The sequence below is a fragment of the Paenibacillus sp. FSL R5-0473 genome, assembly GCF_038004565.1.
In the GTDB taxonomy this organism is placed as follows: domain Bacteria; phylum Bacillota; class Bacilli; order Paenibacillales; family Paenibacillaceae; genus Paenibacillus; species Paenibacillus amylolyticus.
The window spans coordinates 6,460,097-6,475,873 of the sequence record NZ_JBBORL010000001.1 but is presented as its reverse complement, the minus strand read 5'-3'; the positions used below and the strand labels follow the sequence as shown (position 1 = coordinate 6,475,873).

Annotated in this window: 8 protein-coding genes; 1 reads left to right on the top strand and 7 read right to left on the bottom strand. The window is 49.4% G+C overall.

The features are described 5' to 3' along the window. Positions 1–5 precede the first annotated feature (5 nt). The 4 genes from MKY28_RS28435 to MKY28_RS28420 form a co-directional block, all read right to left on the bottom strand. Entirely contained in the window at positions 6–1,289 is a 1,284-nt protein-coding gene (locus tag MKY28_RS28435; RefSeq protein ID WP_340937634.1) for a vWA domain-containing protein, read from the bottom strand. 85 nt (positions 1,290–1,374) lie between these two features. Continuing rightward, positions 1,375–3,822 (bottom strand): transcription initiation factor TFIID, encoded by a 2,448-nt coding sequence (locus MKY28_RS28430; RefSeq protein WP_340937633.1) that lies wholly within the window; start codon positions 3,820–3,822, stop codon positions 1,375–1,377. A 1-nt stretch (position 3,823) separates the two neighbouring features. Then, entirely contained in the window at positions 3,824–7,213 is a 3,390-nt protein-coding gene (locus MKY28_RS28425) for a tubulin-like doman-containing protein (protein ID WP_340937632.1), read from the bottom strand. A 296-nt stretch (positions 7,214–7,509) separates the two neighbouring features. Next, a complete protein-coding gene (locus MKY28_RS28420) occupies positions 7,510–9,303 on the bottom strand; it encodes a vWA domain-containing protein (protein ID WP_340937631.1) in 1,794 nt (597 codons plus the stop codon). 408 nt (positions 9,304–9,711) lie between these two features. Between MKY28_RS28420 and MKY28_RS28415 the strand changes: the two genes are divergently transcribed. Beyond that, positions 9,712–10,644 (top strand): hypothetical protein, encoded by a 933-nt coding sequence (locus MKY28_RS28415; RefSeq protein ID WP_340937630.1) that lies wholly within the window; start codon positions 9,712–9,714, stop codon positions 10,642–10,644. A 491-nt stretch (positions 10,645–11,135) separates the two neighbouring features. Here MKY28_RS28415 and MKY28_RS28410 read toward each other — a convergent pair whose 3' ends face one another. From MKY28_RS28410 to MKY28_RS28400, 3 genes are all read right to left on the bottom strand, one after another. Next, entirely contained in the window at positions 11,136–12,758 is a 1,623-nt protein-coding gene (locus tag MKY28_RS28410) for a DEAD/DEAH box helicase (protein ID WP_340937629.1), read from the bottom strand. A gap of 994 nt (positions 12,759–13,752) precedes the next feature. After that, positions 13,753–13,977, bottom strand: coding sequence for a hypothetical protein (locus MKY28_RS28405; protein WP_340937628.1), 225 nt, complete (start codon positions 13,975–13,977; stop codon positions 13,753–13,755). Between the two features lie 325 nt (positions 13,978–14,302). Next, a complete protein-coding gene (locus MKY28_RS28400) occupies positions 14,303–15,754 on the bottom strand; it encodes a SulP family inorganic anion transporter (RefSeq protein WP_340937627.1) in 1,452 nt (483 codons plus the stop codon). Between the last annotated feature and the right edge of the window lie 23 nt (positions 15,755–15,777).

Genomic DNA, 15,777 nt, shown 5'->3' with positions numbered 1-15,777 from the left:
CGACGTTAGAATCCTTTGCTGCGTGTATCTCTTGGTCTCTGACCGAATCCTTCAGCTGAAGAAGTTCCGCCACCAGCTTCACGACGACCCCTGCTCTTCCGCGGCGTGTTCTCCTTAATCGGAACAATCCAGGAGAAGAGGGTCAATACGCCAGCCAAAATGAGCATCGCACCAAGACGTACGAATGTATCCCCCACGTTCGAACCGTCGAGTCCCCACTCCAGCAGAAGCCCTGCCAGTAGACCCGACACCGCACCGCCTATACCAAAGCTGAGCGCGAGATGACGGTTATCAAACACGAGTCCGAGTGACACACCCAGCGCCACGCCAATCAGTAACACTGCTGCTACACGGAAAATCGCCAGATAAACGCTGTGCTCCATCATGCCTGTACGCTCCGTTACCAGCGTCCGTTCATCAATCGTATCGTAGATCTGCTGGAATGCCAGATTCAGACCACCGGAATCTGGTACATCATAGTACATGCCGCCCGTTTGCTGAGCAATATTACGCAGCAGATCCGTACCTGATGGGTCCACCAGGCTTAGTCCGACTGTATTAATAGAGATCTGTTCGTTGTTATATTGGGACAAAATATCGGTCGTGTCCGCTTCACTGAAGCCATCGGATAACAAGATGACAACGGTACCGCGTTTCGGGTCCTGTTTGCCCTGAATCTGCTCCATGCCTTCCCGCAGCACGGCATCAAAATTGGTGCCTCCCGAAGTCGTGACAATGCCATCGATTTTGCTATAAACCTCATTCTTGGCCGCTTCACTATCCAGCGCAATAAACGGCTGTAACAACTGCGGTTGGTCATCAAACGTAATGACAGCTACCTGTTTGTCACTCTCCATCTGGCTGATTAGTGTCTTGGCGGCTTCAAAACGTCCGTTATCCGGATCTGTCTCGCTCATGCTGCCCGAGTTATCGATCATCAGTACGATGTCCTTCACTTGCTTCACACCGCCCGGATTGATCTGATACAACAATTGCAGGGCGAGTCCAACAACAAATAACAGAGCCAGTGTTGCCGGAACAAGCAATTTCCACGACAGTCCCAGATACCGGAGCTTCCATGAAGCGCCATTCAGCTTGGGTGAGATCATCTCTGCGATCAAACAGAACAATCCAACGCTCAGCGCCAGTACGCCAAAGTATAATCCCATCAGCAACAGACGTGGCATCTCCCCAAGCCATTGACGCAGCATGATTTCTCCTGCTGCAAAGCCCACTGCCCCGCCAATCAGGCTGAACAGGACCAGGAGAAGATTGATTTTTCGCTGCATGTCTACATGCATCCTTTCCATACCAGCCGTAAACAGGCTGAGTTAATACAAGATTGGTGCTGGGTGTCAGGACACCGCCGGCGTCTTAACGAATGGGTGACAACTTTTCCACTAGACCAGCGGGGTGAAGTTCATAGCCATTCTCCGTGTACGAGTCATAATATACCTTGCCGTTCCGATACACCATGAGATCCTCCAGATGGAAACCGCCCATCAGATTCAGCTTCTCCACGCCACTACTGCGTTCTTCGTACACCACACCCAACTTGTAGATACGTGACGTCTCTTCGGCATGTGCCGCGTAGTCCATGAAAGCACTATGATGGTCACCAAAGAAATACTTCTCTTCATATCGATGTTCCTGCGTATAATCGAATACCCGGACCCGAACAACCGCCTGATCCTCCAGCGTGTGGTACAACCTGCGGAACAGATCATCCCGGGTTAATACGTCTTTATCTCCGTAGGCAATCGTAACGTTAGCACGCTGCAACAGTTCTTCTTCAAATGGCAATCGCAATGGCTCGGCTGTAAGCAGCAACGAGTGACATACCTCCATCAGTCGTTTCAACAGACGGTCATCGCCTTCTGTGGCAAGCCGGTTCATGTCTCCCATGTAACGGTCCTCAAACCATACATCCCGTCCGCGTTTGGCTTCCAGGTCGATGATTAGCTCTTCCGTCACTTTGCCGTAGTACTCCATCACGTTCTGGCCGATGTATTCATCGGCAGCAGCGATACTTTGGGCAGCTGTCTCTCGCAGTGTGCGTTCCAGCGCTTCAAGTGCTGCTGTGACGTGGCGACTAAAACGGTGAAGTTCTTCCATCTCCGTATCGTAGATACGCAGCAGATGTAATTCATTTTCCAGTCGCAGTAATTCTACCTTTGGTACATACACTCGCTCCAGCATGCAGTCAATCAGATTGCGCACATTCTGTTTATCACGGAACAACGCTCGTTTGAACGACTGATCTTCCACTCGCTCTTGCTGACGTTGCTCCAGCAGAGCACGTGCCGATTCAAGCTGCATCGATTTATCCCGAATCAGTCCGAGCAGCGCTTCACGTACACTGCCAGGCTCACTGTCACTCCAGGCCGCCCACTGGAAGTAGCCAACCTCTGGATGCTCCGCGCGGGATTGTTCGGCCTGACGGCGCAGAGAGCCGCCAGAGCTGCGCTCACGCACACGCTCTTCGACAAGACGGACAACGTTATCGCGGAAGTACGCTTCGGCTCCTTGTCCAAACAACGCTCTCTCCGCTTCACGAAGTGAGAGCGGCTTCAGATCAGAGAAACTGACGTTATGCGTCATGATGCCACTCATGCCACTAACCAGATCTTCATCGGGCAGCAGGCCTTCGACTTTGCGTTCCACCGAGGCCGCGTCCAGTCCAAAGAAAGATAGCTTGTCCTTAATGCTCCAGTCCGGCTCCTGCCGCATGCGTGCGAGCAGATACCGATACATGTGATATAACACCGCCAGTGCAATCGGCTTGTTTGGCCGCCTGATCTCGGCAAAACCCGCGCTGGCATAACCATGCTGATCAGAGGTAGTACGAATATTGTTTTTAAAAGATGTATTGTTGTACGTGTTCGCTCCCGTGCTTGAAACACTACCTGAGTGATCCACATCCTGCTTCCTGTTCTTCAGCAGGCAGATGCGGCAGATGATCTCGGCATTTTCGATCCAGCCACCGGGAACGCCGGTTCCACGCTCATTTTTGTCGGACAACAGATATACCAGATCAAACAACGGGGAAGCGGGATGTGTAACGGGAATGGAGATCCCATCCTCCGTCACCAGCAGATTACCGCTGAACGTGTAGTCCAGCGACTGCATATAATCCAGTTCCCGCAGAAAAGCGAGGCCTGCTGCGCTGGCATACCCGAAGGAATCCACCTGTTCCATCTCGCTGACCAATACATGCAGATCCGTCTGCACCGACTTGAAGGCTTGGGACAAAATGGTCTCCGTCAGCTTGGTGAGCTCCGGCAACAATACATTCAACGGATCATCCGCTCTGGTTACCACCGTAACGTAAATCCGATCAAATGACGAGTATAACCGTCCATATTCGGCAATTCGGTTACTGACCCGCCGAAGCGTACGATTCAGATCGTAGAGCGCCTGATCCGATTCGTGGAAACTGCGATGTACATCCTTACGCCGTGTTTTGGACGGTCGCTCCGTCTGCCCAGCGGACAAAGGCAAGCGATGACAAGTCACCTGACCATCATCGGACGAGCCACCATTCCTCGTTCCACCCGGATGCTCTTTCTGATCTTCTGTACCAATCTGAACGTAGACCACACCGTCTCCGTTATCCCATTTCAGCCGATTGATCTCCTGCACGGCAGACACCGCGGGTGCAACCAGATCACCCACGAAAAGGAACAAAGCCGGGTAATGGATACTGCTGCGTCCATCACCCAAGCTGCCTTGACGCTCCTGCTCTATTGCATACTGCGCTGCATACTTCTCCAGATCACGCTTCAGGGTATTGTTCGAATTGAACTCCATCCCGGCCGCCATCTTACTTCAGCCTTCTGCGAATGTCGTTCAGCTTGGACGACATTGTTCTGTAGAACTGATAGATGTCTTCTCCGTTAGCCAGTTCTACCCGCTCATATTCCAGACGATCACGCGATTCCATGAACAGCGCAGCCAGATCATCCAGCTTTGTCAGCAGTGGGGTGATATCTTCTGAAGCCGTGAGATCGTTATCGCGGCGGGAGGCTTTGCGCAGCAATGTACTGCGATCCTTCTCCGCCAGACCGCGGAAGTTGCCAAACACTTCATACTCGGCAAAGTTACGGCTCTTCATCAGGTTTGCGAACGGCTCCCATGCGTCTTCTTCCGGGTCACGGTCATAGACGTAGAGGGCACCTTTTTTGACGATGGTGTCGGTATATAACGCTTCGATGAAGCGGTCATACCATTGCTCCTCGTCCTGGTACTGGGCAAGAATGCCTTCGAGTTCGGCGACTTTGGCCGAGATGGCATTCATCTTCGCCAGTTCCTCACGTACGCGCGCGATCAGCTGCGGGGAGCGTACCAGGTTTTCTTTGGCCATATCTTCATTAATACTGCCGAAAATATCCTTAACGCCTACACGCGGCAACCCTTCGGATTGCAGACGTTTCAGCTCGATCACCGCCCGCTTCACTTCGCCGAGGTTCGGCGTGGTGGACGTCAGACGCATGTCGTAGGCTCCCAGTTTGGCAGACAAATCAAACGCTTCTGTTGTCACAATCGCATACCGGTTGCTTGTATTCTCATCAATGGATTTGGCTGTCACAATGTTGTATCCAAGCGCCTGCTCAAATTCGTTACGCACACGGGCGTTATACTGCTTCACGCGGGCGTTCTCGTACACATCTCCCCATGATTTCTCCGGAATCGGAGACGGCAGATAGGTCCAGTTGTTTTTCTCCGTTTGCACTAAGTGACGACCGATGCCTTCTTTGTCCAAAATGGTACGTTCATAACTTTCCTCATATACTTTGAGTGGTGTATACACAAAGAGTGGTACCCCGTTGCGGGTATTCAGCCAGAATATCCGGTTACGCACTTCACTTTCCTTAACGGTAAAATGAGACTTGCCCACCGCATTGTTCTGATAATTGCGAATCCCTTTCAAGATGCCTGGCGCCTGTGCCGGCACCGATACAAATCCCCATGAAGGGAAATGCAGACTGCCTGTACTGTTGCTCAGATTGAACACCGGAACAGCCTCATCATCCAACTTGCCAGCAATGAAACGTTCCACGAATTTCTCAACCGACTCATCCTGACCATATTTGATCACCAGGAAATCTTCCATGGAACGGGTAATCAGATCACCGAATTTCTCACTCAGGAAGTCGGAGATGGAGCTGACGATATCAATCTCGTTTTCTTTCACCCACTGGCTGGAGTTTTCCAGCAATTCACGAGAGAAGTCACGGATCAGATCATCTGTATCACGCTTATCCAACAGGCCGTCCACCACACTGACGATATCCGGTACACTTACAACGTTCCAGTAATATGTTTTGTTGCCTTTGTGATCGGCTTGTTCCTCGCCGCGTGTCAGCAGATCACCGTTCTTGGCGAATATCGAGCTAAGGGCATTCAGCGTTTCGGTAAATACGTTATAAATGCGGCTGTTCTCCTGGTTCAGCAACTCATACAGATCTTCATAGAACTCGATCATCTGATCGTTGCGTTCCACGTCGGCGTGCAGCCAGTACTCATGAATTTTTGCTTCAATATAAGCATTCTTTTTCTTCTCTTTGGAGATAAAAGCACTCTTCGCATCGCCCAGTTTCTCTTCGGACTGCTCCTGAGCTGCTTCAATATCACGCGGAATGCGGAAGGCATTCTCACGCAGCGTTTCGATGTACGACTGAATCATCTTCAGTACACAGAAACCTTTTTCCGTATAAATCAGACGAGAGACATAAAACGGACCTTGTTCGGGATGCAAAAACATACGCCGGATCTGTTCAGTGAACTGACCCGCAATCTCACCAGGCAGCTGTTTCTTCGCCTTGATATATTCCTCGCGGGCACGAGCCAGGAAGTTCTGCTCCAGTTCGGTATCCATGTTCACAACCTGTGATTTCACCACGTTGCCATAGGATAAACGCTCGCTGTTCTGATACCCAGGCAGTGGCTCTGGCACGCGCGCTTCAAAGGACTTGACCACACTTTCGAGATCAATACCCAGCTTGCGGGCAAACTTCTCGGTATCCTCCTGGTTTGGTGCTTTGGAGAACATGGTGTTCATTTTATCGAACATGCGATACGCCAGATAAGTGGTCATCTCTTCAATCGGCAGGACAGCCGAAGATGCACCGATGATGTTGTAATCATAGTTCGCCGGGTACACCTTGTTCATCTGTGCAATGTTGGTGCGAATGTTGCTGATATAGTCATGGATCGCAAACTCCTCACCTGACTGCTTCTCCTCACTTGCCATGAAGTTGGTAATGTTCTCGGCCGTGACGTTCATGCAGTAATCGTAGGCGTTCTCCAGCAATTTGCCTTCGGTATTCGTAGCAGAGATTAGATGACACAGGTTAAATGGAGGCAGTGGTGAGTTGACGGTTAAAATATTGCCGTACTTCTGTGTAAACCGCTCACCGCGGCTATCCACGTTCATCCAGTAATCCAGCTCTTTGAGCGCAGCATATCCGTTTTTACGAATGTATTCACGAGTGTGCTCACTCAAGCTTTTGTTGGACAGGTTCACATCTGGCGTGAACAGATATCCCAGCGTATTCACGCGGTCAATCCCGGCAGAGCCGTGATCACGTTCGATAATGCCGCGCACGATATAGGAAATATCGAGGAAACAGCCGCTACCTGTACCGCCGGACAGACCTGTCAGCAGGAACACCATCAGTTTTTTGTTGGTGCCTACGGATAAGGTTTTGATCTTTTTGTCGATGGCCTGTACGACCTGATTAATCTTGGTGAACAGGAGCAGACGTCCAGCCTGACGTACACCTGCGGCGCCGTTCATACCGTCCGTGATGCTCAGTTCGGGAGACAGCCAGTCCGTAATGTACGGCTCCAGCACGCTGCGGTTCTGTAGAAGTCCGCCAATCTCAGCATTGGACAGCAGCACGAATTCATTGATCGGATCAAGTCCGATCCCTTTATACTTTTTGGCACGATCCTGTTCGTTTGTCTCAAAAGCCAGAAACTCCACATTGTCCGGCTTGTCCATTTTTTTCTTGGATACCGGGTCCTGTGGCAGCTTGAAACGACGGTTGATCTGATATTTAAGGCGCAGCAGCGCATCAATTCCCGTTCCTCCCAGACCAATAATCAGAATGGGATTATCAATCGTATCAACTCTGATCTTCTCACTGACAATACCTCCGCCAAGTGATACATCCAGTTGCTGAATATGTTCTCTAACAATCGGTTTCATTCCATGTCCTCCTTAGATTAACGCACGTATGCTTCAATCTATATAATTAAACTAAAGAATATTTACACTTGCCACTCCGTTGACAGAACAACCTTCCGATCGCTGTTATCCCCAGATTTTTTGATTCTCTTTTTCAACGGTGAAAATCTGGGGATAGCCTATGCTTCCGATGTAGCTTTCTTTCAGAAAGCTTTTGGGCGAACGCTTCGCTTCTTCAGGTTTTCTCTGTCCTCTGCGTTCTCGTGTAAATGGATTAGTTCAACTTATATAGCTTACATTCATTTAGCTATAATCCTTCACACCAAATACTCGATCAAAATGGTCTTGTCCGCCTGTTGCAGCGGGATGCTCAGTCGGTCACCGTTCTTCAGTTCAACGCCTGAGCTTGCATCGACTGCACGACCGGATTTCTCCAGCGTACCGCCTGCGGTGTTACGGATTATAATTCGATCCCCATTGCTGGGCGTAAATACGTATTTTTCGGTTTCCTTCAGCTCAGGATCCAGTTGCAACAACTGATGCAGATGAAATCTACCGCGGAAGGATACCAGCTTTTTATATTGTGGATATGACTTATCTCCCGTGTTCTCATCACGAATCTCCACAACCATCTGACCTACAAATCCCTGGTTTTTGCGTTTCAGCCAGCCCATCAAGAACCAGGCACCAACACCGACCACAATCAGAGCTATAACACCCAGGATGACAGGCAACCAAGGAAACGGCTTGTCCTGTTCACCGCCTGACGTTGTTGGTTGAGATCCACTTCCGGCTGATCCACTCGCGTTGATCGTGATTGGCTCACTTTCACGGTAGAAGCTGTCTTCTTCCGCACGGATGACTAATTCATAGTTATGATTGTCTGGTACTTCAAACGTTCCGGCAAAACCAGAACCTGTGTTTTCCAGCGGTTGTTCCTCGCTTTTACCTGTATCCACATCTTTCACAACCAGCGTGGCCTTCATATCTGTATACAGATCATTATCCTGAAGTGGCTGACCGCCATTCTCCAGTTTGGCTGCAAGATCAACCTTGTCCCCTTTGGTATAGGACTTGGTCTTAATTGGGTCCACAACGAGCTGAAGATCATAGTTGAACAACAGGTTGATATCGATGCTGTCTTTCGGAGCCCCTTTTACCCGAAGTTTCCAGTCTCCTTCTTGGGGTTTCAACAGCTTCACAAGCGAATAACTCTTCGACGTGGAGAGCTTGGCTGCATCCGAGTTCAGATCCACGGCTTGTCCGGAAGGGTCCGTCAATTGCACTTCCACCGGCTTCGAAGACATGATCGAAATGTTTGCTTCCAATACACTGTCATTCGGTACATTCACGGTAACTTCCTGATAACTGCCGTTTCCCGTTACAGAGGGTAGCTTCACCACATTCAGTTTGGCATGATCGGCGAAGATCTCACTCAGAATCTGTGGCAGATCATCCGGCGTATCGGTAATGAATGATTTACCTCCAGTCTGCTGAGCCAGGTCTGCGAGTGCATTCTTGTTCAGCTTGCCATCGGCGTTCAATCCAATCGTATACACCGGAATACCCTGATCCTGTGCTTCCTTCACGGCTTTTGCCAGGTCAGCATCAGATTGTGCCTGTGTACGGCCTTTGGTTTTGTTAAAGTCATTGTTGCCATCCGCCAGCAGCACGATCATTGGCGAGTGGGATGGGTCTGCACCATGATTCAGTATGTTCACGGCTTCGGCGACACCAACTGAGACATCGGTATATGGCCCCCGGCCGAGCTGATCTATAAAATCCTTCAGGTTGCTCTTGTCCGCATCGGACTGAATCTCCAGCATAGCCTTTTCCCGCTCCACCTGATCGGTATAAGCGACAATTCCTACCTTGTCCCCCTGGACGGGCAGCATATCAATAAACATTTTCATGGCTTCATTACTGATCTTGTCACGGTCACTTGTATTCATCGAATTACTTACATCGGCTACAAGTACCGCATCGATTCCGCTCGTCTGTGCCTGAGCCGCTGCAGCTTGTGGCAGCAACGCTTGAGGTAACAGTAGCGTTAGAATTGCCAGCAGAACCATCGTTCCGCTGAGCCAGCGTATTTTGCGTGTCCGCAGCATTGGGTGTACTCCTTCACGTTTGAGATTAAAATGGGAATAGTTTATTATAGGCGTCAAGCCTTAAGGAAATCTTAACAGTCTACTAACAAATTCTGAAAAGCACCCCTATCTTGAGTTACAGTTTTGTAATGACTGACAAAAATCGACGATTTCATGCCTTGAACTGGCACAAAAGTACCAACTATGGAAATATGATATAGTTATTGCCAGCAAACTGCAATATAACAGCGCTTGTTCACCAAGCCATAGAAGGGAACGGATTATGGTTACATACGGATGCCTCGCCATATTGTTTCTTTTTGTCATGATAAAGGGTTTTGCACTCCAGCTCCATCGGCGGAAACTGGTTTCCCGCGAAGACACGGATCGTACCCTCTACACTATTCTGAATGGTGAGCGTGATTGAGCATGAGTACTAAACTAGTTGTATCCATAAGACCATTTCATCGAACGACCTATGCCTATGAAAAGTTGCAAGTCTGCTCACGTTGTGGACAGTACACCTGCCTGTGGGAAGATGAGTGCACGGCCTGTGGCCGGGGTACCCTCAATTCCGTTCAAGCGAAGGCAACTTCCCGTGTAAAACGCCGGATTGCACGCGACTTGTTCATTACGACATTGTTCGGTGTAGCTGCTACCTATTTCGGTGAGACCATAGATCAGACCATGGCGGCAGCCAGCGTTTCCCTGTTGCTTCTGGCCTTACTGATCTTCATGCAGAAACGTTCATTCGAGGTAGAGCAGCAGCGCGAGTTGAAGCGCACGTTACAACAGGATGAGGAACTCATCCGCCAGGGTATTAACCGCAATTGGGCTCTGGTCGCCGAAGCTCGAAAACAGGATGAAGCACTTGCCTATGAGATGCTCCGCGAGATCGGCTCACTCGTCTACAATGACCGGATTCGACTGCAACAGGTTGCACTGTTACAATCCTTTGTCCTACGCAGTGATATGGATCTGCAGCTCAAGCCCTTGTTGTTAAGCAGCTTCGAGCGGCTGCTGGCTGAATATATCGGTGAGATTGCTCGGCTTAAGCCGGATTTGATTCGTGAAGATGCGATTCGTTATATCGCAACCTATGAAGTGAACATTTTACAGCTCCACAATGGAATTCAGATACTTACAGCCGTAGCTGCTGCTGCCGTGCGCAAGAGCAAATATATTGAGTTATTCCCTAGTCTTATTACCCGCTACGCCCGCTTTATGCCCAAGGATCGATTCATGAGACTTTATCACACGATTGAACGCTATCCGAGCAAGGCACGAGGGGGATTGGCAGAGTCGGTAGGTCGGGTGTATAACGAGAAATATCGGAATCAATACGCAGATGTTCAGCTGTAGGGATGATATATTGAGAAAGAAAAACGTAGTTTAGTGCAAATTCACTCCGTGTATATAGACGAATGCAATTTCATCCACCCCTGCATGCAAGTCAGCACCACTGATCGAAGGTTATGATTCTAATGATATAAGAATTAATCCAAAAACACCCCATCCTTAGGTCTAGGATGAGGTGTTTTGAATTTTATGGTAGTCTGCCAAGTGCTATACGCAGTACACGGACAAAAAGAAAAACTAGATGGGGAATACCTAAATGGCATCTTCCATGGATCAAGCAGACGCGCAAACAGGCACTCGAAGATGACAAAAAGAATAAGCGGAAATGAGCATCTGTCCTGTTGAAAAAGGGCCGCGACGTGGTTCCGTCGCGACCCTTGATCTGAGGGTTCGGTACATGTGTACCCGAATCCTCTCATATGTGCCATGCCAAACCCTGTGGCATGGCATGGTGCCTGCGCAAGTGCGGCTGCATCGCCGCTTGCGCCAAGGCTTTACCGTCCGCGACGAGAATCGCGACGGTCGCCCTTCGCCGGTCCGCGTCCTGCGGATTCCGGACGGCGAGAGCCTTCGCTGCTGCGCCCGGAGGTGCGCTTGTCGGCACTACGGCCAGCCCAGCCGCTGCTAGCTGCACCGCGTCCGCCTTGGCCCACTGCACCGCGACTGCTGTCGCTGCTGCGCGCGGAACCACGCCCTGCGCTACGCTCGTCGCCACTGCGACCCGCACCGCGTCCACCTTGGCCTGCTGCACCGCGACTGCTGTCGCTGGTGCGTGCGGAACCACGGCCTGCGCTGCGCTCGTCACCACTGCGGCCACCGCTACGACCACCGCTACGACCACCTTCGCCGCCGCGGGAACCACGTCCGCCATCTCTGCGATCGTTACGGCCTGCACCGCGACGAGCACTGCCAGTTCCGGAAGAGCGTCCACCTGAACGTTCGTCATCCCCTTGACTGTTGATGGAACGTCTAGCTGCTCCAGTTGAAGCAATTGGACCTTCGCTTGTCCACTGGATACGGGACAGCTTTTGGTCAATACCTTGTTCAATACGTGCAAGTTCCGGTCTGTCGTGCTCTGTTGCAAACGTTACAGCAAGACCTGTACCGCCTGCACGGCCCGTACGACCAATCCGGTGGATATAACTTTCCGCATCATGCGGCATATCGTAGTTAAATACATGCGTAACGCCTTCAACATCAAGTCCACGTGCAGCTACATCTGTAGCAACCAGCACTTGCAGTTTGGCATCGCGGAACGCTTTCATTACGTTTTCACGCTTGGATTGGGACAGATCTCCATGAAGTTCATCACTTGCATAACCTGCTTCACGCAGATCTTGGTTCAGCTTGGATGCACGACGCTTGGTCCGACAGAAAATAATCGCCAAGTATGGGCGATACGTATCAATCATGCCGCGAAGCGCTTCTAATTTACCACGATCCGTACATTCCAGCACTTGCTGGCGAATTTGTTTGATCGGGATAACAGATTGGGAAGATACTTTTACATCTTCCGGATCTTTCATGTAGGTCTTCGCCAGGTTGCGAATGCCCTTAGGCATCGTTGCTGAGAACAGCATTGTCTGACGTTTATGTGGTAGCTCGCTAAGAATCGTCTCCACATCGTCCAGGAAGCCCATGTGCAACATTTGGTCAGCTTCATCCAGCACCAGTTTTTTCACATTATCCAGCTTCAACGTGCCACGGCGCAGGTGATCCAGCAGACGACCCGGTGTACCAATAACGATCTGGGTACCGTTCTGCAATTTACGCAGTTGTTTGTCCACATCCTGCCCACCGTATACGGCAAGCACGTGCAGTTTATCGTCGTTAGCAGTAAGCTTCTTCGCTTCTTCCGTAATTTGCAGCGCAAGCTCACGCGTAGGCGCAATAATCAGCGCTTGTGGCGAACGGTCGGATACGTTAATTTTCTGAATAATCGGCAGCAAAAATGCCAGCGTTTTCCCTGTTCCTGTCTGTGCCTCAGCGATAATATCGCGTCCACCCAACAGTACCGGAATCGAACGCTCCTGTACCGGAGTCGGCACGGCGATTCCCTGATGTTTCAGGATCTCGCACCATTCCGGGCGAATGCCCAGTTGTTCAAAGTTTGCCAATCGTTACACCTCTGTATATTCATTTAGATAAGTCCATTTCATAATGACCTTAGTATCAGTATCTGCCATCAAGACTAGTTTTCCTTATATCAATCATGATTATGAAATGAATTTTTTAAAAAGCAATCCACTCGTTGCTCTTCTTCTCCATACCCTGTAGTTTACACGTTAGTCAAGCAAAACAAAAGGGGATACAGCGTTACACCCCCAACTTGTAGCACAAAATTCCAAGATCAGCGTAACTTGTATCGACCAAGTGAGTTTGAGGATGGTTATGAGAGAGAGTGTGAGGTTGGTTTTGAGAGTAACTATAGGAGCCCCTCTGAGAATGATGATGAGTGGAGTAAGCTAAAGCGCTAGCCCGAAGTATGACCCTGACTCTGTAGAATGGGGTTGAGGATTGAACTGCACATGGTCAGGCGGAGGTTATAGCGGGCTACAGTGTCTGATGGCACTCCTTGAGAAAGATGTATTGGATCGTTATGTTCATAATCCTTGGATAGTTTAGAGATATCGTTGAGATTGAGATAGCTGCTATGATTCTATAAATTGTTGTGAAGGTCATCCTAAAAACAGATCAAAAGGAAGCTATTTTGCAAAGGTTTCAGGAATTTGAAAGGTACCTTACATAACTCTGTACATTGAGATCAAGATTCAAGATTTCTCGCGGTTCGAAAATAACTCTTACGCTGAACCTCCCTCCTACCACTAATTCTAACGAATCCAGGACACCCTATTACGCCAATTAAAGCCGTTTGGATTTTCTAACGAACTCCAGTCACCTTATTACCCGGAAACATCCGCTGTACGGCTTCTTTATTGGCGATATTGGCAAAATAAGATGTCTGAGATTCATTAGAATAACGAAAACCTCAAATAACCCCATATAAGACGTGCCAGATTCGTTAGAACTTACACACACTGAAAGACACAAGTTTCAACACAATAACATCAGCTACAGCAATAACAACATCTACTAGAACCAGAACATCAACTACAAAAACGAACTAGAAACACCAACACCAACACCAACACCAACACCAACACCAACACCAACACCAACACCAACACCAACACCAACACCAACACCAACACCAACACCAACACCAACACCAACACCAACACCAACACCAACACCAACACCAACACCAACACCAACACCAACACCAACACCAACACCAACACCAACACCATCATTATCATTATCAACCGAAAACAACCAACACTACCTATACTTCTACTAGAACTACTACTACTACTTCGCAGTACAGACCACATTCTCTTATAAAAAAACAACGACGCCCTCTCCCCGAACTTACATTGGGAAAACGTGCGCCGCTGATAGAAAGTATCTTTTTATGTTATCTACTACACAGGGCTGTCGCATGTCTGCTCAACACTACTTTAGGACAGTAGCCCTTCATAACTTCAATGCTTGTTTAAATTCTTAATTCCAGATTTACTAAACCGTTCATTTTTCACCTTGTCTGCGTAACTACGTTTCGACATTGCACCTTTGGACAACAACCTTCGTTGCAACCAAGTTACGAACCGTGCCCTCCAGCTGTAGCAAACCCACTCCGTTCAAGAATACGAGTGCTCTCCTCGTTTAACCCACGCAGGTGCACTGTTTTGCCTAGCTTCGCGTATTTGAACTTCACTTTGCCGATAGCCACAACCGCAGTGTTATCCCAGATATGTGAACCTCCGAAATCAATCGTGATTTCCTTCGGATCGGCCTCTGCATCGAACTCATCTACAAAGCGGGACGAAGAGCCAAAGAAGAATGGTCCGTGAACCCGATATACTTTCTGCCCTTGTTCCTGGCTCGCCTGTACGCGAATCTTGGTCTGTTTCCAGCCAAAATGCAGCACACTGAGCACAACGCCGACCATAACCCCGATCGACAGATCGTGGGTATAGACCACAATTGCCACCGTCACGATCATGACAAAGGCTTCCGCGCGCGGCACGCGAGTTATATTTTTGATAGAACTCCAGTCGAATGTTCCGATACACACCATAAACATCACACCAACGAGCGCACCCATCGGTACCTGTTTCACCACACCGCTAAACAGCAGCAACAGAATCGCGAGAAACGCACCCGCAGTAAACGTGGATAATCTTCCACGTCCACCAGATTTCACATTAATGACCGACTGCCCAATCATCGCACAGCCGCCCATGCCGCCAAACAAACCGTTAACAAAATTCGCAATACCCTGACCACGGACTTCACGATTCTTGCTGCTCTTGGTCTCGGTCATCTCATCCACGATGGTTGCAGTCAGCAGGGATTCCAGCAAACCAACCAGTGCCATGGTGAATGAATAAGGCAACAGAATAATCAGCGTGTCCCAAGTCCACGCAATATTTGGCAAGTGGAACATCGGCAGAGTGCTCGTTATATTTCCCATATTGCCTACCGTTCTTACGTCCAGATGGAACACCACGGTAATAATCGTCATCACGACGATTGCAATCAGTGGAGCTGGAATGCCTTTGAAAAACCGTGGCAAAATATAAACGATCGCCAGCGTGCCCGCTACCATCGCATACATAATCCAGTTCGCTCCCGTGAAGTGGGTTAACTGCGCCATAAAGATGAGTATAGCCAGTGCGTTAACGAATCCGGTCAGTACCGAATGAGGCACAAACGTAATAAACCGTCCAACCTTAAATATGCCCAGTAGAAACTGGATAATGCCCGTCAAAATCGTCGCCGCAAAAAGATATTCCACGCCATAATCCTTGACGAGTCCAACCATCAGTACCGCCATGGCACCGGTTGCCGCCGAGATCATGCCTGGTCTTCCACCAGCAATCGAGATCACAATCGCAATCGTAATCGAAGCGTATAATCCGACCATCGGATCAACACCCGCAATGATGGAGAACGCAATGGCTTCCGGAATTAACGCCAGCGCTACCGTAATGCCTGCCAGCACGTCTCCGCGAATGTTGCCAAACCATTGTTGTTTTAAAGTATTCATATGTTCTTGCCGTTCCTCCTACG

Coding starts and splice junctions, on each gene's coding strand:
- MKY28_RS28400 (WP_340937627.1), bottom strand. CDS start 15,754: ATGAATACTTTAAAACAACAATGGTTTGGCAACATTCGCGGAGACGTG.
- MKY28_RS28415 (WP_340937630.1), top strand. CDS start 9,712: ATGAGTACTAAACTAGTTGTATCCATAAGACCATTTCATCGAACGACC.
- MKY28_RS28425 (WP_340937632.1), bottom strand. CDS start 7,213: ATGAAACCGATTGTTAGAGAACATATTCAGCAACTGGATGTATCACTT.
- MKY28_RS28420 (WP_340937631.1), bottom strand. CDS start 9,303: ATGCTGCGGACACGCAAAATACGCTGGCTCAGCGGAACGATGGTTCTG.
- MKY28_RS28435 (WP_340937634.1), bottom strand. CDS start 1,289: ATGCAGCGAAAAATCAATCTTCTCCTGGTCCTGTTCAGCCTGATTGGC.
- MKY28_RS28430 (WP_340937633.1), bottom strand. CDS start 3,822: ATGGCGGCCGGGATGGAGTTCAATTCGAACAATACCCTGAAGCGTGAT.